This window comes from Paenibacillus macerans (assembly GCF_050565405.1).
Classification (GTDB): domain Bacteria; phylum Bacillota; class Bacilli; order Paenibacillales; family Paenibacillaceae; genus Fontibacillus; species Fontibacillus macerans_B.
Map to the genome: position 1 here is coordinate 95,358 of NZ_JBNYYG010000005.1, position 21,040 is coordinate 116,397.

Here is a 21,040-nt window from a genome sequence, read left to right on the forward strand (position 1 = left end):
TCCCGGATCTGGAGGCAGCCGCTCATGACTTGGCCCGCCTCCAGTTCGAGATTCGCGGGTTTGGGGTACGTCCTCGTCCCGATTGGCATCAGTGCTGGCTTGGCTGTGACTGCAGGTAATTCAGCGCTTTGGCCATCTTTGCGAGATAGGCGGGATTCCCATCCGAACACAAAAATTCGATGTTCGCTTCTCCGCTGTTCGTGTTTGCCGAGTCCCCGAGCAAACAGCATAAGCGTTCCACCGTGCCCTGGCTGCCGTCGATCAGCTCGATACGGGGCGGCAGGATCTGCCGCAGGATCCCTTTGTAGTAAGGGAAATGCGTACATCCGAGCACGATTGTACTGTATTGCCCTAGATCGATGCCGGCGAGTTTGCGGCTGAAATAGCGTTCGATTTCCAGCGGCTCAAATTGAAGCTGCTCGCAATATTGCACGAGCTCCGGCAAGGGCATGGAATCTACGACGTTGTGATCGTCGATTCTGGCCACCAGGTCGGTATATTTCGATAGGCTGAGCGTAAGGGAGGTGGCTAGGACCAGAACCCTTTTGCCGGCGGTTTGGCTTCTTTTCACGGCCGGTTTTACCGCCGGTTCCATGCCGATAATCGGGAGGCTGTACGTATGCCGAAGTTCTTCGATCGCAGCGCTCGTTCCCGTATTGCAGGCGACCACCAGCGCTTTGACCGGCTCCTTCATAATCCGTTCCGCCGATTCTTGGACGTACTGTTTGACCTCGGCTAATGTTTTGGTCCCATAGGGTACGTGCAGCGTATCGGCGAAATAAAGAAAATCTTCCCCCGGGAGCTTCTTCATAGCCTCTTGTAAAACGGTCAAGCCGCCGATTCCCGAATCAAAAAATGCGATTTTCACTTGTATCACCTAAATTTGTTATGGTTTATGTTCATCTTGGCTGTTCGTCGTCGGCTGCGTCCCATTCCCGGTAAAACTGGTCCAAAAAACGCAGCATAAACGCGTGTCTGGATTCGGCCAACGCTTTTGCATGCCGGGTATTCATCAATTCTTTCAGCTTCAGCAGCTTCTCATAAAAATGATGAATGGACGTGTTCTCCGGGCTGCGATAATCGACATCCGAGAAATCCCGCCCCGGCTCGTGCATGGATCTGCCCCTGGAACCCCCATAGGCGAACGTTCTGGCTATCCCGATCGCGCCGATGGCGTCAAGCCTGTCGGCATCTTGAACGATTTGTCCGGCGAGCGTAGACATGGGAGGGTTCTTTCCGCCATTATAAGACATCGTTGAGATAATCTCCATAACCTCGACGATGACAGACGGATCATCGACATGGTTATCCAACCAGCCGCGGACCCGACTCAGTCCGTCTTCCTTGGAAGGATTCAGCTTCTCGTCCGCCACGTCATGCAGCAAGGCCGCAAGCTCGCAAACGAACCAATCCGCTTGTTCCTTACGGGCCAACGCAAGCGCCGTATTCCTTACTCTATGTATATGCCACCAGTCATGTCCGCTCCCATCGCTGCCGTGCGCTTCTTGAACAAATCGTTCCGCCTGCTCGATGATCTTTTTATGCCTTTCCATGTCCACACTACCCTTCCGCCGCAGTTTACTCAAAGAAACATCGATTATCATCTTACCGTAAATCAACGGATCAAGAAACTTTTTTGTTATCGGGACATGGGCAAGAAGAAAGGGAACGGGCTATCCCGGTCCCCCAAACGGTTGTATAATCGTGGAAGTAGAGGTAGAAGCGGAAGCTATTAGTAAAAATAAGATAAAGGGGCGCGAGCATGGAACCGTAAGCAGTACGAAGTCGGAAATCAAAAGCATGGATTTCGACAGTACTCTTCTCCAGTCCATCCAAACTACGTCCGTCACATTGAATGAAACCATCGATTTAGGCATGTTGGTTAGAAACAAGGATAAAAACGGGATCACCACAAGCGAAGACGTCGAGAAAATGATTCGAGAGAATCAGGAAGTTTATGTACTGAGATGCAAGATTAGTTGAGGGGGATAGTTTGCCGCTTGGCAAAAACATAGATACTCCTACTGGAGTCCCGTTCTGATTCCCGAGGATTGAACATAAAATCTGAACTATATGATATCAGTTGCTAGTAGTTGGAGCTATGAAACTTAGGAGTTCCCCGGCGCGGGGAGGTCCTATTTTATTACGCCTCAAAACCGATACCGCCTATATTCTGAACATGGCAGCAATCGTGACCTGGATGGAGGGAGTGGTAGGACATGCCGATGAATAAGGAAGGTAGTCGTCAACGTATTCCGCGGGTAGCGAGGAAGGAATTGAAGCTTCAGCAGAAACGTACCGTTATTTGGCTCCCCTTATCGGTTTTCCTGTTGGTCAGCGTTACCGGTTGCCTCGATTTCGGTCAAGCCGGGGAAGAGACTCCGTCTGGAGCTAACCAGGCTCCCCCTTCAATCAGCATTGTGATCTCCAATCTCGGCATGACCTTCCCGGAAGGGATGGACGAGAACGACAACCGCTACTTGAACTATATTGAAGCAAAGACCGGGCTTGATATTCAGGTAAACACGCCCCCTCCCGAGGTTTATAATGAGAAGCTTGACGTCATTATGTCCTCCGGCAATCTCCCCGATATGCTGCACGCCTATGAACCCGTTTGGTTCGATAATTACGTCAAACAGGGGGCGCTCATGCCCCTGGACGAACTGATCGATCGGTATGGTCCCCATCTGAAGGAGAAGATTCCCGCCCAAGTGTGGGAAAGAGTCAAATACGGCGGCAAAATCTATGCCGTGCCAAGCTTGAATGAAGTAACCGGCGTAGAGCTGATGTACGCGAGAAAGGATTGGCTCGATCGATTGGGATTGGATCCTCCGGAAACCCTGGACGAATACTACGAGGTCATTCGGGCGTTCACTCGGGACGACCCGGACGGCAATGGCAAACAGGACACGGTGGGTTTAACTTTCACGACGAATCTCGGCCGGTCGTCACCGTTCTTCGGCGCCTACGGCACGCAGCTGAACACCTGGTTTGAACGGGACGGGCGTTTGGTGAACGGGAACATCTTGCCGGAGACCAAGGAAGCTCTCGGATTTCTGGCCCGAATATATCAGGAGGGGCTGCTGGAACGGGAATTCCCCTTGAACCTGCAAACGAATTTGTTCGAGAAGATCGAACAGGGAAAGGTCGGCCTCTTCTCGGCTGCCTGGTATGACACGCGCGGACCGATTGCGGCCAATATGAATCGGGATCCGAAAGCCAGGTGGATCCCCTTGGAATATCCGACCGGCCCCGAAGGCGCTAAAGGCGTATACGGGATGGACATCATCCGTGGCTACAATGTCGTTCCCGCCGCTTCCGCGAACGCCGCCGAAGTAATCAAGCTGTTGGATTTTATTGCCAGCGATTATAAGACGCTGAAGCTGGGCTTTGAACATGAAATTTGGTGGCGCGAAGACGGCGCGATCGTGACGGATTTTGCCTTGCACGACGAGAGTTTATACCGAGGCATTTATCAATCCTTGGTGGATGTCCCCGATGAAAAGTTGTTTAAGGAGCGGCTCGACTCCCTTGGGAATTTCAATCTCTACAACAATCTAGAAACGATTAACCGGAATATCCTCCCCAATGCGTTTTATGGAGTTCCTACGCCGGCGATGGGGAAATACAGCAAGAAGCTGGACGCTTTAGACGACGTATTCGTCAAAATCATTATGGGCGTCGAACCGCTGGGTGCATTCGATCAATACGCAGCCTTGTGGAAACAGGAGGGAGGAGATGAAATGACCAAGGAGGTTAACCAATGGTATGCCAAGCATAGATGATGGGCGGCTTGCGGGGATGGGAGGAGGGATACGGTGATTCGATGGATGATCGACCGGTTTTCGCATCACATTCAATTCCGGCTGACCGGTTATTTCTTGCTGATCTTGCTCCCGCTGGTTCTGATCAGTCTGTTTGCGGTGGAGAAATCGCGGGAAATTCTGTACGAGCAGGCGGTGGAACGCACCGAAACCGCCCTATCGTCGGCCATGAACCATTTTGATCTTGTTTTTCAAAATGTAGAGGAGATATCAACGCTGATCGCCGGCGATCCGGAAATGAATGAACTGCTCAACAAGAACGGCAGCGATTTCTCCCCGCAGTCGATTCTGGCCTTTTCTTATATTTTGGAGCAGTTATCGAACTCGGTTTCGGTCAATCGATATATCTCTCAAATCTCGGTATACCATCAGGCGTCCAACCTGTTTCTCTCCACGTATTACGGCGGCAAGCGATTAACGGGAGATTCGCAAAAAGAGTGGTTCGTCGAAACGGCGCGCAATAACGGGACGGGGATTTCCTACGTGAAGTCGGATTACTTGGTCACCGATGGGGTGACTTTCGGACGATTGACGAATGCCGATAGCCTCTCGCTTCTGCGGTCGATGGATTTATACAATAGCGACCGGGAAGCCAATTTGCTGGTCGTCTCCTTCAGCAAGAACAAATTAATGAACATCATCAAGACCTTGTTGCCTTCCGAAAATAGCCGGGTGGCCTTATCGAACGAGCGGGGGGAGGTGCTGCTGGAAGCCGGCAGAACCCCGGATCAACCGATCTCGCGTCAGGACATGAGCGTTACGATCAATTCCGGTTATTCGAATTGGCAACTGACGCTGATTCAACCGAAAAATGAACTGTACAAGGAGACCGATCAACTGCAGCTTTTTACATTTAGCATTATCGGACTCAGCATACTGCTCGCCTTCATTATTTCCTGGGTCGTATACAGCGGAATCGCATCCCCCGTGCTGAAATTGTCCAAGGGGATGAAACGGTTGAGCGGCGGAGAACTCAACATCCACGTGAATACCAACCGGCAAGACGAATTCGGATTCCTGATTCAGTCGTTCAACAGGATGGCTATGGTGCAAAAGCATTTGATCGAGGACCATTACGAACAGCAGTTGCGCTTAAAGACGACCGAGCTCCGGTTTCTGCAATCCCAGATTAACCCGCATTTTCTCTACAACACGCTCGATTCGATCTACTGGATGGCCAAAAATTATGATGCGGAAGAAATCAGCGAGATGGTGATGAATCTTTCGAGCTTTTTCCGTTTGAGCCTGAACAAGGGCCGCCAGGCATTTACGATTGAGGAGAGCATCGTTCATTTGAATTACTATTTACGCATTCAGCAGCTTCGCTTTTTGGATAATTTTCGCGTGGAATATCGGGTCGCGGAGGAGAGCAAGCGCATTCCGCTTCTGAAGCTGCTTCTTCAGCCCTTGGTGGAAAATGCCATCATACACGGCATGGAAGGAAAGTCTTCGGGCGGCTTGCTGATCATCTCCAGTTGGATCGATCAAGGGCAAACGGTGACGATCCGCGTGGAAGACAACGGGCCGGGAATCGAGCCAAAGCGGCTGCGCTATGTCCAGCAAGAACTGGAAACGACGGACCTCCGCAAAGTGTCCGGTTACTCCCCGGATGAAGAACAGGCGAAGGACCTGTTCGGCTTGCGCAATGTGCTCAGCAGGATGAGGCTCTATTACGGCCGGGAGGCCCAGTTGACCGTTCAAAGTGCGCCGGAGGAAGGAACGGCCGTGACGTTATCCATTCCTTTGGAGCGTTGCAAGGAAGCCGGCGTCCAATCGTAAAACTCCCATTAGGGTGGAAGGGGGATCGTGATGAATCTGTTGATTGTGGAGGACGAGCCCAGGCTGCGCCATGCGCTCGGTTTTAATATTCCCTGGGATCAACACGGGATTGAAATGGTGGGGACGGCGTCGAACGGCCTTGAAGCGTTGAGGTTCATTGACCTGAAGAAGCCGGATATCATGCTGGTGGATATCCAGATGCCCGGCATGGACGGTCTTACGCTGCTGCAGGAACTCAAGGCTCGGCTGGAATTAAGCCGATCGATGAAGATCATCATTTTGAGCGGGCATGATAATTTCGAGTTTGCTCAGCGAGCGCTGAAGCACGGGGTTTCCCGATATCTGTTGAAGCCCGGAGGAGAGGAAGAAATTTTGGAGGCGGTGCTCGATGCCAAACAACAGCTCCAGAGCGATTTAGAGCAGTGGCGGCGTCATGCCGCCTTGGAGAAGCAATGGCAGAATAACCTGCCGCATCTGCAGAACCTATTCTTTCTCCAATGGGTAAGCGGGAAGTATACGAGTCAGGAAATACTGGGCAAAAGCAAAGAATTGCAAATTCCACTGCACGCGGAAGACCGTTTTGCGGTTGCGGTCGTGGATCTGGATCCTTTATCCGAGCAGGAGCTCCGCGTCGAGCGGGAGAAGCTCGAGATGCAGAAATTTACGATGCAGTGTTTGGCGAAAGAGCTGTTGCCGGCTTCCTCCTGCCGGATCGCCTTCGATTCCGACGGCAAGCTGTTGCTGATATTCGTCGTGAGTGCGGACCAGGAGCCGAAGGCTGCCTTGCTGGGGGTGAATGCAGACCTGTCCAAGCTCCTCTCCCGGACCAAAGAAGTGTTAAAGACCACGGCCAGCGCAGGCATTTGCGCTTCGGTTGGATTGCCGGAAGATCTGGACGTGTTATACCGGCAAGCTAGCCGGGCACTTCAGGAGCGCATCGTGTATGGGCACAACATCGTTATCTCCTATCGGGAGTTGCCGCAGGATGTTCGATGTATCGCCGTAAAGCAAAACATGGAAAAGGCGCTCGAGATCGCCCTCGATACCGCGGATGAGGTCGAAGCGATAGAGGCGCTGAAGGGATTTTGGGAAGAGACGTTGACGAAGACCGAATCCTCGGATGAATTTCATGAGGCCGTCCTGTTTATGAACGGCTTTTTTACCCGGATGATCCAAAAACGGGGATGGACGCTCAAGCAGGTTCTCGGCGAGGATACGCGGTTCTTCCAAAATGTGAATCTGCTCGGCACGAAAACGCAAACCTGGTCGTTGATGGAGAGGACCGTGAAGCAAATCGTAGCCTTTATGAAGGAGCAGCGAAAGACGACCAGCCATCAGGTGGTGCGGGATATGCTGAATTTGCTGAATGAGGAGATGGATCAGGAAATGACCCTGCATACGGCGGCGGATCGTTTATACATCAATTCCTCTTATTTGAGCCGGCTGTTCAAGCAAGAGATGGGTGTGGCTTTTTCCGATTATGTGCTGGAACGCAAGATGGACCGGGCCAAGTCCTTGCTGCTGGAAGGACATAAGGTGTACGATGCCGCCCGCCTGGTCGGTTACCGGGATGTCAGCTATTTTACCAAGGTATTCCGCAAATATTGGGGGGCCAACCCTGGGGAGTTTAAGGGTTAAACCAGAAAGTACAAAAATGTAACTCTAAATGAAATGAGGTCTGTAATTGTCCAAGATTAACAGACGCTTCGCGGACGCTTTGCACGATTATCCCCTTGAATCAGATAGCCGAGAAATGGACAAAAGCTCGCTCACTCCGGGCCCATGGCCTCCCTGAACAAAAGGGATAATCGTGCAAAGGCGGCAAGAGGGACACCAATGCACAAACTCTCTAAGGGGTTGCACGGATCGTACAGGGATTTTCCGGGACCTCTTACCTTGCTCAAATTATTGCAAATGTGCAGCTATCCGGTTTGGATGAAAGGTTTGGAGTGAAATAACTGCAGAATTCGCAGGCTTTACGATCGAGATCGGCTTACCGCAATTAAACATCATATTACCAGAAGTAGTAATTACCCTCGCCTACTCAGCTACTCCATCCGTCATTACAATTTGAAATAACAAGGAGACGAATGAATAGGAAGGGGGCGAGCCGATGAATCCCATGATAGAACCCACGCCGGCACCGCGCGAAGCCATCAAGCGGAAACGAGGCTTCTGGAGCCGCTTGGGGTTGGACATCAGGAAGGAATGGGATCTTTATCTGCTGCTCGTGCCGGGCATTCTGGTTATTTTGCTATTCAAATATACGCCGATGTACGGGATCAGCATTGCCTTTAAAGATTTCAACATATTCACCGGATTTGCGGACAGCCCATGGGTCGGATGGAAGCATTTCGAGAAGCTGTTTACGTCGCCGGATTTTGCGCAAGTATTCAGGAATACGGTGATTATCAGCTTTTTGAAGATCGTGATCTTGTTTCCGCTCCCCATTCTGATCGCTTTGTTGCTCAATGAGATGCGGAATATGATCTTTAAGCGGACTGTGCAAACCGTCATCTATCTTCCGCATTTCCTGTCTTGGGTCATCGTGGGCGGGTTGTTCATGGATCTTCTGTCGACGAACGGCGGGATCGTTAACAAGGCATTAACGGCTATGGGCATGGAACCTATCGCCTTCTTTCTGGATAACGGCGTGTTTCGTAGCGTACTGATCACCTCCGCAGGCTGGAAGGAGACCGGCTGGAGCACGATCGTATATCTGGCGGCATTCACGATGATCGATCCGATGCTGTATGAAGCGGCGAAAATGGACGGGGCCGGCAGGTGGAAGCAGCTGTGGCATATTACGCTGCCGGGAATCGCGCCGATTATCGTCCTCATGTTTATTTTGCGGCTTGGAAACGTGCTTGAGGCCGGGACCGAGCAAATTCTGGTGATGTACAATCCGGTCGTCTACCAAGTATCGGATGTCATTGGTACATATGTGTACCGGATGGGCCTTGGCAGTCAAGACTATAGTTTCTCGACGGCGGTCGGACTGTTCGAAGCGGTGATCTCTTTCACGTTAGTGATCGTCGGCAATGCCATGAGCCGCAAATATTTGCAGCGCGGGATTTGGTAAAGAAGGGGTGGAACGATGAATCATAAGCAAGCCTTGGAAGGTTTAAATACCGCTCGCGGCGTGATGAAAACCTCTTTTTCGGAGAAGTGCTTTTCGGTAGTCAATTATATCTTCTTCCTGCTTCTGGGGTTAACGACGCTGCTGCCTTTCGTCAATTTGCTCGCCAAATCCTTAAGCAGCGAAAGCGCCGTGATCTCCGGCAAGGTGGGGTTGCTGCCGGTCGGCATCCAATTTGAGACGTTTCAATATGTGCTCCAGGACTCCATGTTTCTCAACTCCCTTAAGGTATCGATCGGACTGACCGTGATCGGGACGGTCTGCAGCTTGTTCCTGACCACATTGACAGCCTACCCGTTATCCAAACACCGGCTTCGCGGGAGAAAGGGACTCCTGCTGGTCTTTGTATTCACCATGCTGTTCAGCGGCGGCTTAATCCCGACCTACCTGCTGATGCAGAACCTGAACCTGGTGAATTCCTTCCCCGTGCTCTTCCTGCCGGCGATGGTCAACGTCTATAACATGCTGATCATCAAAAACTACTTTGAAGGCCTGCCCGAGGAGTTGGAGGAATCGGCCAAATTGGACGGCGCGGGCAACATCCGGGTATTGTTTTCGGTCATGCTTCCCTTATCCTTGCCGGTTATGGCCACTATTGGATTGTTTTTTGCGGTAGCGTTTTGGAACGATTATTTCTCGGCGATGATTTACATTAGCGATCCGGCCATTAAACCGATGCAGCTCTATTTGAAGGAATTGCTGGTCTCTTCCAGCGGAGATTTTCTAAAGGACAACGTCGATGCCGCCATTAACACGACGCCGCAATCCATTCAAGCCTCCTCGATTTTGCTGGCGACCCTTCCGATCTTGCTGGTTTATCCTTTCCTGCAGAAGTATTTCGTGAAAGGCGTGCTGGTCGGTTCGATCAAAGGATGATGCGAAAACGCTTCTTAAAGTGGTTGCACTTAAAGGTGGTGATGCACGCGCTACATGGCTTGAGTGACGAATAGAGAAAACGCGATCTTAAGGAGGTTATTCATGATTAAGCTTCCAAAATCTGCGGTATTGGCCGCCATTCTTGGATTTGCCTTGGCTTTATCCGGTTGCGGCGGCGGAGGAAACATGGCGGATACGCCGGCGGCGCAGCCTTCGGACGGTATATCCACGACGCCTTCAGAAGAGACGAAGGGAGAGGGAACCGCGGGCAAACCGGATCTGCGCATGATCATGCAATATGGATTGTTTGATCCGAAAACCGAATACGTGGCCAAATACATCCAGGAAAGAACCGGATTTCATGTGGAGTATGAGCTGCTGCCTGCGGAGAATGCGGATGAGAAGCTGAACCTGATGGTATCCAGCAAGGAAAATTACGACATCGTAAAGCTGAATGCGGCCCAATTTTACAACCTGGCCTCGGCGGGAGCGCTCGAGCCGATGGATGAGCTGTTGGAGTCCCATGGGAATTACATTCAACAGTCGATCAAACCCGAGTCCTTCGCCAGTGCAACCATCGACGGGAAAATTTACGGAATCCCCGAGACCGGAGCGGGCGTCAGCATCGGTGAAGAGCTCGTGGTCAGAAAGGATTGGCTGGATGAGCTGGGCCTGTCGATACCGACGAACAGGGATGAGCTCTACACGGTGCTCAAAACGATCAAAGAGAAGAAAAACGTGATTCCGCTGACCATGAGCAAGGACTCCATTTACGGAGATATCGCCGCGACGTTTGGCGTTTACACGGATTGGAAGGAAGTGGACGGTCAGCTCATGCACCGGGCCGAGCAGCCCGAAATGAAAGAATACATCGCCTACATGAACAAATTGTACAAGGAAGGACTGCTGGATACCGAAACGCCGATCAATACCGCCCAGAAATCGATCGAGAAATTCTCCGGCGGCAGCGTGGCCATGTATAAGCTGGCTTGGTGGAACGCAGGTACGACGATCGCCGCATTGGAGAAAAACTTCCCGGAAGCCAAAACGACGATCATTCCTTATTTAAAAGGTCCGGACGGCAAAGCGGCCGTCGGAGCCAAAGCGAACACGACCTGGTACGTCGGCATTCTAAAATCCTCCAAAAATAAAGTAGCAGCCATGGAATTCCTGAATGCAAAGCTGGAGCCGGAGACTTTTAAAGGAATCGCTCTTGGCAAGGAAGGCGTTCACTATGAAGTGAAGGACGACAAGTATTACCCCATTCTGCCGATTTTCAACGATGAATTGAACAATGCCAGCAATTTCCTGACAGGCGTGGATGAAGAGAAATATCCGATTTATTGGCAGGCTCGCGTTCGCAAGGATCCCGTGCTTCAGGCTCATTTCGAAGCCTTTCAGAAGAACGCCGAAGGCCTCATCGTCGTGGACCCGATGTCGACGGCGCCGCCGATCGAAGCCGTTTCCAAAAACCTGCTGAAATTAACGACGCTGCTCGATGATAACGTCCTGCAGTTCATTTCCGGAGCAAAGCCGATTGAAGAGTATGACCAGTTCTTGGCGCAATGGAGAGCGGAGGGCGGGGCCGACATGGTCGCCGCGGCGAACGAATGGTTTCGATCCGCCAAATGAATCATGAATTCGATGGAAAAAGCAGTTGCCCTGGCAGCTGCTTTTTCAAAAGAGGGGGGATCTTGATGAATGGGGTGTTTCTGAGGCGGTTATCCTTGCTGCTCAGCATCTCCTTGCTGATGGCGCTGATCGTGCCTGTTGCCACGTCCGTATCGGCCGATGCCGGGCTGGCGCCGGAAGAGGGCGGGGGAATGCCTGACATAACGCCGGTCGAGTTCATTTCGGCGGACGGCGGGACGTCCCTCGGGTTCACGGACATCAATGTGACCGGTGCGCCGCTGGAAGCGAAAGATCATTTTCTGGCTTTATACACCAGCGGCGCTACCGTTACAAACTCCGTCTATGACCATGAGGTTTGGGTCCCGGAACGTCAGGTCGCCGTCGCGGTAGATGCGGGCGGGAGCGTGCAAAGCGTGGTGGGACCGAAAGACGATCCGCCGACCGCCTGGGATTCGGGCATGCTGCTGGCGATTCCGGAAGGAGGTTACGTGGTTCTGGCCGGCGGCCACGGTACGTGGGAGGAATCGCCCTATCAGCAAAACCTCTTCCGCCAATATAAGCCGGGAGACCGGGTGAAGCTGATGCGGGCCAGCGTGGAGGTCGCGGCGGCGGATTTTCTCCCGGAACAGCCCGATCCGGAGCCTGAACCTGAACCCGGACCTGTTCCCCCGGCCCCTGAACAACCCGATCCGGAACCCGAGCCCGATCCGGAGCCAGTTCTGCCGGAGTTGTACCTGATTACGGAAAATGAGACCGTCGTCGACATTCCGCTCGTCGAGGTTGCCGGTTTCGTCGCCAATTATTCCGAGGAATTGAACCTGAGCGTCTTGGTCAATGAAGAAGCGGTCGAACTTTCGGCAGAAGGGGTTTTTCGCATGAACGTCTATTTGAATCCCGGAGCGAACGCGATCACGGTGAAGCTGCTTCAAGCCGGGGAAGAGCTGCAGGCGCAGACGATCCATATTACGTATGAAGCCAATGCAAACCAGGATTACATCGAAGTGGAGGCGGCACCCAAAGATATCTCGATCGATATTGAAGGGCCGCGCAAAAAGATAGACTACGTGGATAAGGACGTGACGGGCGTGCCCAACATCGTCGCGATATTTACGAGAGATTATGGTTTATCCCTGGTGATTCCCCAGACGAACGTCGCCGTGCAGGTTGACGCCAGCAATCGGGTGCTGCAGGTGATCAATCCATCCATCGACGGCAAGCCCCCCGTATGGACCGGACCGACCAACCTTGAAATACCGGAAGACGGTTATGTGCTGATGGCCCAGGATAACAGTTACGCCGGCAATGACATCAAGCGCTTTCTGGCCGTAAACTTCAAGCCGGGAGACATGATCAAGCTGCGGAAGAACGGGGAGGTCGTCTCGGTTCGGGATCTGATGAGCGGTAACGGCCTGATTGCCCGGCTTCTGCTGGATAACCAACAGATGTATACGGTGACCGAGGGCAGCACGGTCATCGCGGGAAAGATCGAAAACATGGACGATACGTCCGCCATCCAGCTGTTGATGAACGGGAACGAAGTTCCCTTTAATCCCGACGGTTCATTCAGTTATGCCTACGCGCTGAACCAGGGGACGAATTATATCGAAGTCAAAGTCGTGAAAAACGGGATCGAACAGGATGGTCGTCAGCTGGCGGTGTTTGCCCGAGAAGGTTTTTCCCCGGAGAAAGAAGTCATTCTTTGGGTGGACCAGGCGTCCAATGCGAAAAAATTCAAGACCGGCGAGCAAGTTCTGGCCTTCCTGCAAAAGGCCAAGGATAGCGGCGTTACTTCCGTGGCGTTTGATGTGAAGGGCGTCGAGGGTTACGTGTCGTATAAGAAGAACGACTTAACCGGCAGGCCGTATGTCAGCGAAATTCAAGCTCCCGAGAAGGCGGGAGCCAGTCCGGACCTCGATTTGCTGCAGTTGTTTATTGACCACGGCCATGCCCTGGGCTTGAAGGTTCACGCGGCCGTAAACGTGTTTGCCGAAGGATCGATCGCCCATAACGAGTTTGCCGTGCTTAACGATCATCCGGACTGGGAGGAGCGCGTATATTTCGCGGAGAACAACGGCGAGATCAAGCGCCTGCGCGAAAGCGCGAAGCAGGGCTTGGTCGCTTTCGTCAACCCGGCTAACGAGGAGGTTCGCGATTACCAGCTCAAAACCTTTGAAGAGATCATCAAAAATTATGAGGTGGACGGCGTCGTGCACGACCGCGGACGATACGACAACGAAGGAGCCGACTTCAGCGAGGAGACGAGAGTCAAGTTCGAGCAGTTTTTGCAAAGCCGGGGCAAGCGGCTGGTCCAATGGCCGAACGACGTTTTTTATTATGAAAACAACGTGAGGGTGGACGGCCCGCTGATTCAGGATTGGTGGGAGTTCCGTTCGGGCACCATCCAGAGCTTCTTCGCCGAAGTGAAGTCACTGGTGGATTCTTATGAGGCTCGGTCCGGAAGAAAGATCGAAGTATCCTCCTATGTCGGATCCTGGTATGAAACGTATTATTTGAACGGGGTGAACTGGGGAAGCAAGAACTTCCGGTTCCATCCTGCGCTGAACATGCCGGACGAATCCGTGTATACGCCGGAATATTACGATACCGGCTATATCGAGTATTTGGATTTTCTGATGATCGGCGCCTATCAAACGACTAGCCAGGAGATCCAGAAGTACATTACGCTCGGCAACATCGTCACCAACGGGGAAATACCGTTGTATGCGGGAATCGCGCTGAACAATGTCCAGGCGCCGGCGATGCAGCGCGAGGTATTCCAGGCGGGCTTGAAATCGACGAACGGGTTGATGCTGTTCGACGCCTCCCAAATCAACTGGGCGATCGCCAAGGCGGCGCTGCAGGACCGCGAATGGGTGAAAGACTATCAGCTCGGCATGAGTTTGCCGGGAAGCCCGGAATCGTTCCTGGAAGGCCATTATTACAACGTGAACCGGGTGGAGGGCAACATTAACGTCATGACGGAGGCCTTCGGTTATTCCACCGGCACGAATCGTTTCGGCGTCGAGGTGGTTGTGGATAACACGGGGGAAGTGACCCGCGTCGTGAACCGGAAACAAGCCATCAACTGGAGCTGGGGGGCCACGGAAGAGAACAATAGCGTCATTCCGTCCGGCGGTTTCGTGATATCGGCGATGGATCCTTCGGGCACGAGAACCAACCGCCAACTCGTGGCGAATGCTTACGATGCGGGGAATCAGGTTCGGGCAGCGGTGTTAAGCGGCCTCATGGATGACGAAGCGCGGGAGACCCGGGAGAGCCGGTTCCCGTTGGAAGGTTTGGTGGAAGTGCTCGGACCGGGCACGGCTGCCGTGAAGGTAAACGGCGAACCTGCGGCAGTATCTCCATCAGGAACCTTTACTGCCCTTATCCCGTTAGCTACGGGCGTCAATACCATCACGGTCGATGTTTACGTGGATGACCTCAAGACGAATAGCAAAACGGTGCAGATCATTCGGACTTCGACCGGCGACGGCGGCTCGCAGCCCGCCCATTCGGGTTCGCCCGACGGGGGCCAGGGATCGACGCTGCCGCCGGTGAAGCCGGAGCGGTTAAGCATGAAGAAGGAAACGGACGTGAACGGGCAGACCCTTTTTACCGCAACGGCCCATGAAGCGCGGATGCTGGAGGAGGTGGAAAGCCTTCGCAAGCTGCCGGCAGCCTCGCAGAAGTTGAAATACGGCTTAAGCGAGAAGGCCGATATTGCCGTGCTTCGTCTCCCCGTCCAGGGGTTGCTGGCTGCCGTGAAAGACTTGCCCGGAGGCGACATTGTGGTAGAAACTGCGTTAGGGCGATTGGAATTGCCTTTGCCGACGCTGATCGAACCTTTGGAACAGCGGGGATCGGCCCAAAGCCTGCAGATTCGCATCGGCATCGCTTCGAAGGACCGGGAAGACCGGGCCGGCAGCTTGCTGCCGGGTCAGGCTTCCAAGCTTGGAGTCTCGCTGGATATCGCCTTTGATTGGGAGCCTGGCGGAGGCGCTTCCTCCTTACCGGCGTTTGAAGGAAGGGAGGCGATCTTTACCCGGTCGCTGACGGGCGTCGTCGACGCGGCGACGACAACGGTTCTGCGAACGGCTCGGCTTTCGGATCGGGCCGCTTTCGTGCCTGCGCTGATCGAGCGTTCCAACGGCAAATCCCTGGCCGTATTCAGGGTTCAAGAGAGCGGTGTCTATTCCGTAATCTCCCATAAGAAGAACTTTACGGATATGAACGGCCATTGGGCGGGCCAAGACGTTTCGCTGCTGGCCTCCAAAACGGTCATTGAGGGAGTCGGCGATACCCGATTTGGTCCGAATGACCCGGTTACAAGAGCGCAATTTACGGCCATGCTCGTCCGTGCGCTCGGCTTGAAGCAGCAAGGAGCCGAAACGGGGTTCGGGGATATCCGGCCGGGCGAATGGTATGCGGCTGCCGTAGCGGCAGCGGTGGAGCATGGGCTGATCGAGGGATATGGCGATGGAGGCTTCCGCCCGAACGATCAAATCACTCGCGAACAGATGAGCGTCCTGCTCGTGCGAGCTTTGAAGCTTGCCGGGGGCGACGCCGGAACAGGGAACCCGAGCACCGCGCTTGCGGGTTTCATGGACCGCGGCCAAATCGCGGCATGGTCTGAAGCCGCCGTGGCCGATGTGCTGCAATCGGGGCTCATGCAAGGCCGCTCGGCTGACGCGTTCGCTCCAGACGCGCCAGCCACGCGCGCCGAAGGAGCGGTCGTCATCGCAAGAATGCTGCGGATGGCGGGATATATCAATTAGCAAAATGCCAGCCTTTGGACGGTGATGCCGTCCTTAGGCTGGCATTATCATTTTTTTGCGGATTACACCGGACGCAGCTTCGGCCATTGCAGCTCAAGCCCCTGATTGACGAGCCGCTGCTGAAAACCGGAAAGGGCCTCTTCATCATTACGGACATCCGTAGGCAGCATGCGGTGGTCGAGACAATAGCTGACGCAATGCCCGGCGGCCTCGCCGATGTTCCATTCCACGGGATGAAGCCGGTAGCAGCCGTTGGTGATATGGGTCACCCCGATGTTTTTGCCGGCGGCCAGCACATTTTGCACCCGCTGCGGGATCAGGCTGCCGAGCGGAATTTGAAAGGGCAGGGACGAAATATCGATATAGGGTCGGTTGCCCGTGCTCGGATGCAGGTCGATCCGGTAACAACCGATGCCCACGGAATCGTGGAATGCTTCAGCGGTGCCGTCAGGGCGGGACGCTGTAGCGACATGCTGTTCCAACACCGTGAATTCGGCCCGGATTCTTCGGGACTCCCGGATATAGGGGGACATCGCCAGACCGTCCCCGGTTCCGACGACGTCGGGACGAAGACGCAGCCCCGGGTACCCCTGTCCGCCGTCCGGACGCGGAGCTTCGGTTTGCAGCCAATACAACAAGGACAGGCTCAGTTGTTTGGCCCGATGAATATGCCTGGCGGCTTCTTCCTCCGGTACATCGATGATGGAGCCCAGCCAGTAATCATTTTGCGGCCAGTTGACCAGAGAAAGGGGACGAAGGGCCAAGCTGTTCTCAAAGTGCTTGGGATCCATGATTTGGCGGTATTGAAAAAGCGGAAATTTATCGTACCCCGGAAATATTTCGTAGTCGACCGGCTCATTCGTGGAGGGCCGCAGAGCGGATAAGCTCAGTAGTCTATCCGGCCAGAAATCGGGTTGATACTGCCGCCAAAAATCATACATTTCGGGTTTATCGATGAGATGCTCTTCATTCTCCAGATAGTCTGCGGCAAAGCATAACGTAAAGCCTTGCATATCCTGCGGCAGCGCATCGCCATCCACGGCGTGGGGCTCGCCGGTTTGGGACTTGGATTCCGCGCCGGTGACATACTCGATGCCCGCCAGCGGCAGCAGATCGCCGAGCTCGGTGGCGTCGATAAAGAACGGAGCCCGGAGCACGATTTGATCCCGGCTTTCGAGATGCCTTACCGTTACGCTAGTCACGGAGTCCCCGTTCATTTCTGCTCGCTCGGCCCGGAATTTGTGCAAAATGATCAACCTTCCGCTGTGGATATACGGGGCGAGCATCTGATGCAATACGGCTAAGGCGGCCCGGGGTTCATGGCATAGCCGGCTGACGATGCCGCTGCCGGGATTGAGATGGGGGATGTCCCTTGCTTGGGATGTCATCGGAAAGTGCTTCCGATAATATCTCCGGACGCCTTCGCGGAATTTCCGGTAGCTGCCCGTACAGCCAAAATACTCGATCCAGGGGTGTTCGTCCGGCGGTACCGCTTGACTGGTCAGCTGTCCGCCGATCCAGGCGGTTTCTTCCGTCATGATGACGGTTATGCCCGATGCCGCAGCCGCGAGCGCGGCGGCGGTTCCGCCCGTACCGCCCCCGAGGATGACGAGATCGGCCTGCATTTCACGCCTCAATTCATCCATCTCCTTTAGTTTTATTTCGAGTAAGTTCCTGATCGGAATGACTGCATTCATTGTAGAGGGTATAGGAAGGGAAATGTACGGGAGGCAGGTGACCTTTTTTGGTAAAATGATGCGTTTTATCCCTCTGCCGACATCGTTTGCGATCTATATCGGTTATGCTAAAGTCATAGATACGTTCACCGGGAGGTAGGGAGAATGGCCAGTTATTGGGCGAAGCCGAATATTGCGGAATACAACCGCCAAGGAATCGTATATTTCTCTTCGGAACTGGAAATGAGGAGGGGACTTCCCTGCAAAATGTACCGGATCACCGAAGAAATCGGGAGCCTGTCGGATCATATGCATGACTATCTGCAAATCTGGTACGTCAGCAAAGGGGAATTCGTCCATTCCCTGTACGGGCAACGATATCGGATGGTTCAAGGAAATATATTCGTGATCCCTCCTTACGGCATACACCGGGTTGACATCGTGCCGGGCAAGGAGCTGGAAGTTCTGGGCTGCGAATTCATGCCCGCCTTCATTAATGAACGGCTTGAAGAAACGACGGCTGAGGAAGGCTTGTTTGATTTCGCCTATCTCGAGCGTTTCCTCGCCCCCGAAGAGTGGGTACCGCTAAAAATTGCATTAACCGGGCACGGCGGCTTGGCCGCAAAGGATCTGTTATCCGAAATGCTGGAGGAGTATACGAAACAAGAGCCCTTCTTCGTGCTTCTGCTCAAAGCGAATCTGCTAAAACTGCTGGCCCTTCTGAATCGGGAGCATGCCCGCTTGGAACATGCCAAACCGGCAAGCGCAACCGGGCATCCATACCGCGAACCCATTCTGGAATCGGTGCAATATATCCACGACCATTACGACCAGCCTCTGGGGTTGGCTGAGGTATGCGCCCGTTCGATCATGTCCCGGACGAATTTCTGCCGCCGGTTTAAGCAGGTCACGGGCCGTACCTTCAGCCAATACGTATCCAATTACCGGGTCCGCATAGCCATGCGGCTGCTTGCCGAGCCGGGGACGAGCGTCACCGAGGTCTGCTACAAGGTCGGATTTAACGAGCTTTCCTATTTCTGCCGCACGTTCAAGAAATATACCGGTACCACGCCGGCTTATTATCGAGAGAATGCTTTTAAGACCAAAGCGTAAAGCCCGGCCGTTTCCTGTGTACGATAATCCAACAATCCGGCACGATAGTGAAATCGAAATAGGCTTTCCCATGCTATACTTGATCGCAAGCGACGATAAGAAAAACGTCTATCGACGTACATACAAAGTAGACAGACCGCGTTTAGAGGTAGTTTTTCTTGCGATATCAGGAAGCCAAAGCTCCGAAGTTTATACTTTCAGACATCTAAAAAAAGGCTTGGATGCCGTGCACGATCATTCTGCGATTTTGGAGGAGAAGCGATGAACAAAATTACCACTGCCGTCATCGGTTGCGGCACGATTGCGAACAACGCCCATATCCCCGGTTACATAGCTAATCCGGATGCCGAAATCAAATATTTCTGCGATATCCTGAAGGACAGGGCGGAGGCGGCCGTAGCCAAATACGAATGCGGCCGGGCCATCGAGGATTACCGGGAGATTCTTGACGATCCGGAGGTCGACGCGGTTTCCATCTGTACGCCGAATGCCGATCATGCTTCCATCGCCATCGATTTCCTGCGGGCGGGCAAGCATGTCCTGTGCGAGAAACCGGCGGCCCGTACCTATTCGGAAGCCCTGGAAATGCAGAAGGTCCAGCATGAAACGGGCAAGACGCTGAATATCGGCGTCGTCAACCGGTACAGCGAAAGCGTCAACCGGATTCGAACCATGATTCGAAACGGCGATCTTGGCGAGTTATATCACGTGTATGCCAGCTTCCGCTCCCACCGTTCGATTCCCGGACTGGGCGGCGCTTTTACGACAAAAGCCATCGCCGGCGGCGGCGCGCTGATCGATTGGGGCGTTCACTTCCTCGATATCGTCATGTACTGTACGGGCGATCCGAAGCCGTTAACCGTATCCGGCCAGGCTTACTGCAAGCTCGGCAAAGACATGGAGAACTATGCCTTCCTCAAAATGTGGGCAGGACCGCCGAAATACGACGGCACTTATGATGTGGATGACTTCGTGACGGCTCTCGTGCGCACCGAAGGTCCGACCATTTCCCTGAACGGCGCATGGGCGCAAAATATCGGCGCCGAAGAAATGTTCATCGACTTCCTTGGCAATAAAGGGGGCATTCGTTTGAATTACGGGGCAGACTTCACGTACTACACCTCGGCGGACGGTGCCTTGACGGAGACAACGCCGAAGTTCAATTCCGGCAATATGTATCAGAAGGAGATCGACAGTTTCATGGAATGCGTACAAACCGGGGAGAAGCAGCCGTCCCATATCGATACGGTCATCTTGTCTTCGCAGATCATCCAGGCCATCTACGATTCTTCCGACATGGGGAAGGAGATTTCCATCCTATGAAAAAAATCGGATTTATCGACCTGCACCTGGATCAATTCCATGCCGATAAATACCCCGGATGGATCGAGCAGGCTTCGGCGGGTGCCATGAAGGTCGCATACGCCTACGGGAAACGGGACAAAGAAAACGGACGCACGAACGAGGCTTGGTGCAGGGAACGGGGGATCGAGCTGCTGCCGACGATTGGCGAGGTCGTCGAGCGAAGCGACTATCTGATCGTGTTGTCTCCCGACAACCCGGAGTTTCACGAGGAATTGTCCCGGCTGCCGCTAGCGTCGGGAAAGCCGACTTATATCGATAAGACGTTCGCTCCGGACCGGGAGACGGCCGTTCGCCTATTCGATCTGGCCTCGGCGCACGGAACGCCGATGTACTCGACGTCCGCGCTCCGTTTTGCCGGCGAATATGCGCAAGTGGATCCCGAAGGCATCCAAACCATCAGCAGTTGGGGACCCGGCGCTTTCGCCAATTACTCGATCCATCAAATCGAACCCGTGGTTAGCTTGATGGGAGCCCATCCGTTAAGTGTGATGTATACCGGAACGCCGGGTTCTCCCGCCCTGCTGATCGATTTCGGTGCAGGCCGCCGGGCCTCGATTCATCACCTTGGGGATAACTGTCCATTTACGATCGGCATCAAATATGATAACGGCAACTTCGCGCAAGCCACCGCCAATTCGAATTTTTTCGAAGCATTTATTCGGAACCTGGTAGACTTTTTCGAAACCGGCAAGCCGGTCGTCGACTCCGCCGAAACCATCGCGGTCATAACCATCATCGAATATGGCTTGAAAGCGGCTGAAACGCCTGGCGTATGGGTGGATCTGCCTAACTAATGAATTCTATAGGGGTGCATTTATATGTTGCTGCGCAAGGATGTACACCCTTCAACTTGAAGGCAGT

14 protein-coding genes are annotated in these 21,040 nt (G+C 53.6%); 11 read left to right on the forward strand and 3 right to left on the reverse strand.

Annotation, left to right across the window (positions count from 1 at the left end; all coding sequences use genetic code 11):
- Nucleotides 1-88 precede the first annotated feature (88 nt).
- Both murI and ACQ4N8_RS06140 read right to left on the reverse strand, forming a co-directional pair.
- Nucleotides 89-868 (reverse strand): glutamate racemase, encoded by a 780-nt coding sequence (gene murI / locus ACQ4N8_RS06135; protein ID WP_430703446.1) that lies wholly within the window; start codon nt 866-868, stop codon nt 89-91.
- Nucleotides 869-899: 31 nt separating this feature from the next.
- Nucleotides 900-1,553: an HD domain-containing protein gene (locus ACQ4N8_RS06140; protein ID WP_430703447.1), complete on the reverse strand. Its 654-nt coding sequence runs from the start codon at nt 1,551-1,553 to the stop codon at nt 900-902.
- Nucleotides 1,554-1,704: 151 nt separating this feature from the next.
- On the opposite strand from ACQ4N8_RS06140, the gene ACQ4N8_RS06145 reads away from it, so the two are divergent.
- The 8 genes from ACQ4N8_RS06145 to ACQ4N8_RS06180 all read left to right on the forward strand — a co-directional run bounded on the left by ACQ4N8_RS06145 (nt 1,705) and on the right by ACQ4N8_RS06180 (nt 16,025).
- A complete protein-coding gene (locus tag ACQ4N8_RS06145; protein ID WP_430703448.1) occupies nt 1,705-1,983 on the forward strand; it encodes a hypothetical protein in 279 nt (92 codons plus the stop codon).
- Nucleotides 1,984-2,219: 236 nt separating this feature from the next.
- Nucleotides 2,220-3,785 carry an extracellular solute-binding protein gene (locus ACQ4N8_RS06150; RefSeq protein ID WP_430703449.1) on the forward strand — a complete coding sequence of 522 codons (1,566 nt, stop codon included), beginning with the start codon at nt 2,220-2,222 and terminating at the stop codon, nt 3,783-3,785.
- 45 nt (nt 3,786-3,830) lie between these two features.
- Nucleotides 3,831-5,603, forward strand: coding sequence for a sensor histidine kinase (locus ACQ4N8_RS06155; protein WP_430703520.1), 1,773 nt, complete (start codon nt 3,831-3,833; stop codon nt 5,601-5,603).
- A 30-nt stretch (nt 5,604-5,633) separates the two neighbouring features.
- On the forward strand, nt 5,634-7,241 hold the full coding sequence (locus ACQ4N8_RS06160; protein ID WP_430703450.1) for a response regulator: 1,608 nt from the start codon (nt 5,634-5,636) through the stop codon (nt 7,239-7,241).
- Nucleotides 7,242-7,716: 475 nt separating this feature from the next.
- Complete coding sequence (locus ACQ4N8_RS06165) at nt 7,717-8,685, forward strand: ABC transporter permease (protein WP_430703451.1); 969 nt, start codon at nt 7,717-7,719, stop codon at nt 8,683-8,685.
- 15 nt (nt 8,686-8,700) lie between these two features.
- Entirely contained in the window at nt 8,701-9,618 is a 918-nt protein-coding gene (locus ACQ4N8_RS06170) for a carbohydrate ABC transporter permease (RefSeq protein WP_430703452.1), read from the forward strand.
- Nucleotides 9,619-9,720: 102 nt separating this feature from the next.
- On the forward strand, nt 9,721-11,250 hold the full coding sequence (locus ACQ4N8_RS06175; RefSeq protein ID WP_430703453.1) for an extracellular solute-binding protein: 1,530 nt from the start codon (nt 9,721-9,723) through the stop codon (nt 11,248-11,250).
- Between the two features lie 65 nt (nt 11,251-11,315).
- Entirely contained in the window at nt 11,316-16,025 is a 4,710-nt protein-coding gene (locus ACQ4N8_RS06180; protein WP_430703454.1) for an S-layer homology domain-containing protein, read from the forward strand.
- 62 nt (nt 16,026-16,087) lie between these two features.
- On the opposite strand, the gene ACQ4N8_RS06185 is transcribed toward ACQ4N8_RS06180, so the two are convergent.
- Nucleotides 16,088-17,662 carry an FAD-dependent oxidoreductase gene (locus ACQ4N8_RS06185; RefSeq protein WP_430703455.1) on the reverse strand — a complete coding sequence of 525 codons (1,575 nt, stop codon included), beginning with the start codon at nt 17,660-17,662 and terminating at the stop codon, nt 16,088-16,090.
- Nucleotides 17,663-17,866: 204 nt separating this feature from the next.
- On the opposite strand from ACQ4N8_RS06185, the gene ACQ4N8_RS06190 reads away from it, so the two are divergent.
- From ACQ4N8_RS06190 to ACQ4N8_RS06200, 3 genes are all read left to right on the forward strand, one after another.
- Nucleotides 17,867-18,814, forward strand: coding sequence for an AraC family transcriptional regulator (locus ACQ4N8_RS06190; protein ID WP_430703456.1), 948 nt, complete (start codon nt 17,867-17,869; stop codon nt 18,812-18,814).
- Between the two features lie 261 nt (nt 18,815-19,075).
- Entirely contained in the window at nt 19,076-20,137 is a 1,062-nt protein-coding gene (locus ACQ4N8_RS06195; protein WP_430703457.1) for a Gfo/Idh/MocA family protein, read from the forward strand.
- Nucleotides 20,134-20,973, forward strand: coding sequence for a hypothetical protein (locus ACQ4N8_RS06200; RefSeq protein WP_430703458.1), 840 nt, complete (start codon nt 20,134-20,136; stop codon nt 20,971-20,973). The genes ACQ4N8_RS06195 and ACQ4N8_RS06200 overlap by 4 nt, the downstream gene beginning before the upstream one ends.
- Nucleotides 20,974-21,040: the final 67 nt, after the last annotated feature.

Coding starts and splice junctions, on each gene's coding strand:
- ACQ4N8_RS06140 (WP_430703447.1), bottom strand. CDS start 1,553: ATGGAAAGGCATAAAAAGATCATCGAGCAGGCGGAACGATTTGTTCAA.
- ACQ4N8_RS06150 (WP_430703449.1), top strand. CDS start 2,220: ATGCCGATGAATAAGGAAGGTAGTCGTCAACGTATTCCGCGGGTAGCG.
- ACQ4N8_RS06155 (WP_430703520.1), top strand. CDS start 3,831: ATGATCGACCGGTTTTCGCATCACATTCAATTCCGGCTGACCGGTTAT.
- ACQ4N8_RS06160 (WP_430703450.1), top strand. CDS start 5,634: ATGAATCTGTTGATTGTGGAGGACGAGCCCAGGCTGCGCCATGCGCTC.
- ACQ4N8_RS06165 (WP_430703451.1), top strand. CDS start 7,717: ATGAATCCCATGATAGAACCCACGCCGGCACCGCGCGAAGCCATCAAG.
- ACQ4N8_RS06170 (WP_430703452.1), top strand. CDS start 8,701: ATGAATCATAAGCAAGCCTTGGAAGGTTTAAATACCGCTCGCGGCGTG.
- ACQ4N8_RS06175 (WP_430703453.1), top strand. CDS start 9,721: ATGATTAAGCTTCCAAAATCTGCGGTATTGGCCGCCATTCTTGGATTT.
- ACQ4N8_RS06180 (WP_430703454.1), top strand. CDS start 11,316: ATGAATGGGGTGTTTCTGAGGCGGTTATCCTTGCTGCTCAGCATCTCC.
- ACQ4N8_RS06190 (WP_430703456.1), top strand. CDS start 17,867: ATGGCCAGTTATTGGGCGAAGCCGAATATTGCGGAATACAACCGCCAA.
- ACQ4N8_RS06195 (WP_430703457.1), top strand. CDS start 19,076: ATGAACAAAATTACCACTGCCGTCATCGGTTGCGGCACGATTGCGAAC.
- ACQ4N8_RS06200 (WP_430703458.1), top strand. CDS start 20,134: ATGAAAAAAATCGGATTTATCGACCTGCACCTGGATCAATTCCATGCC.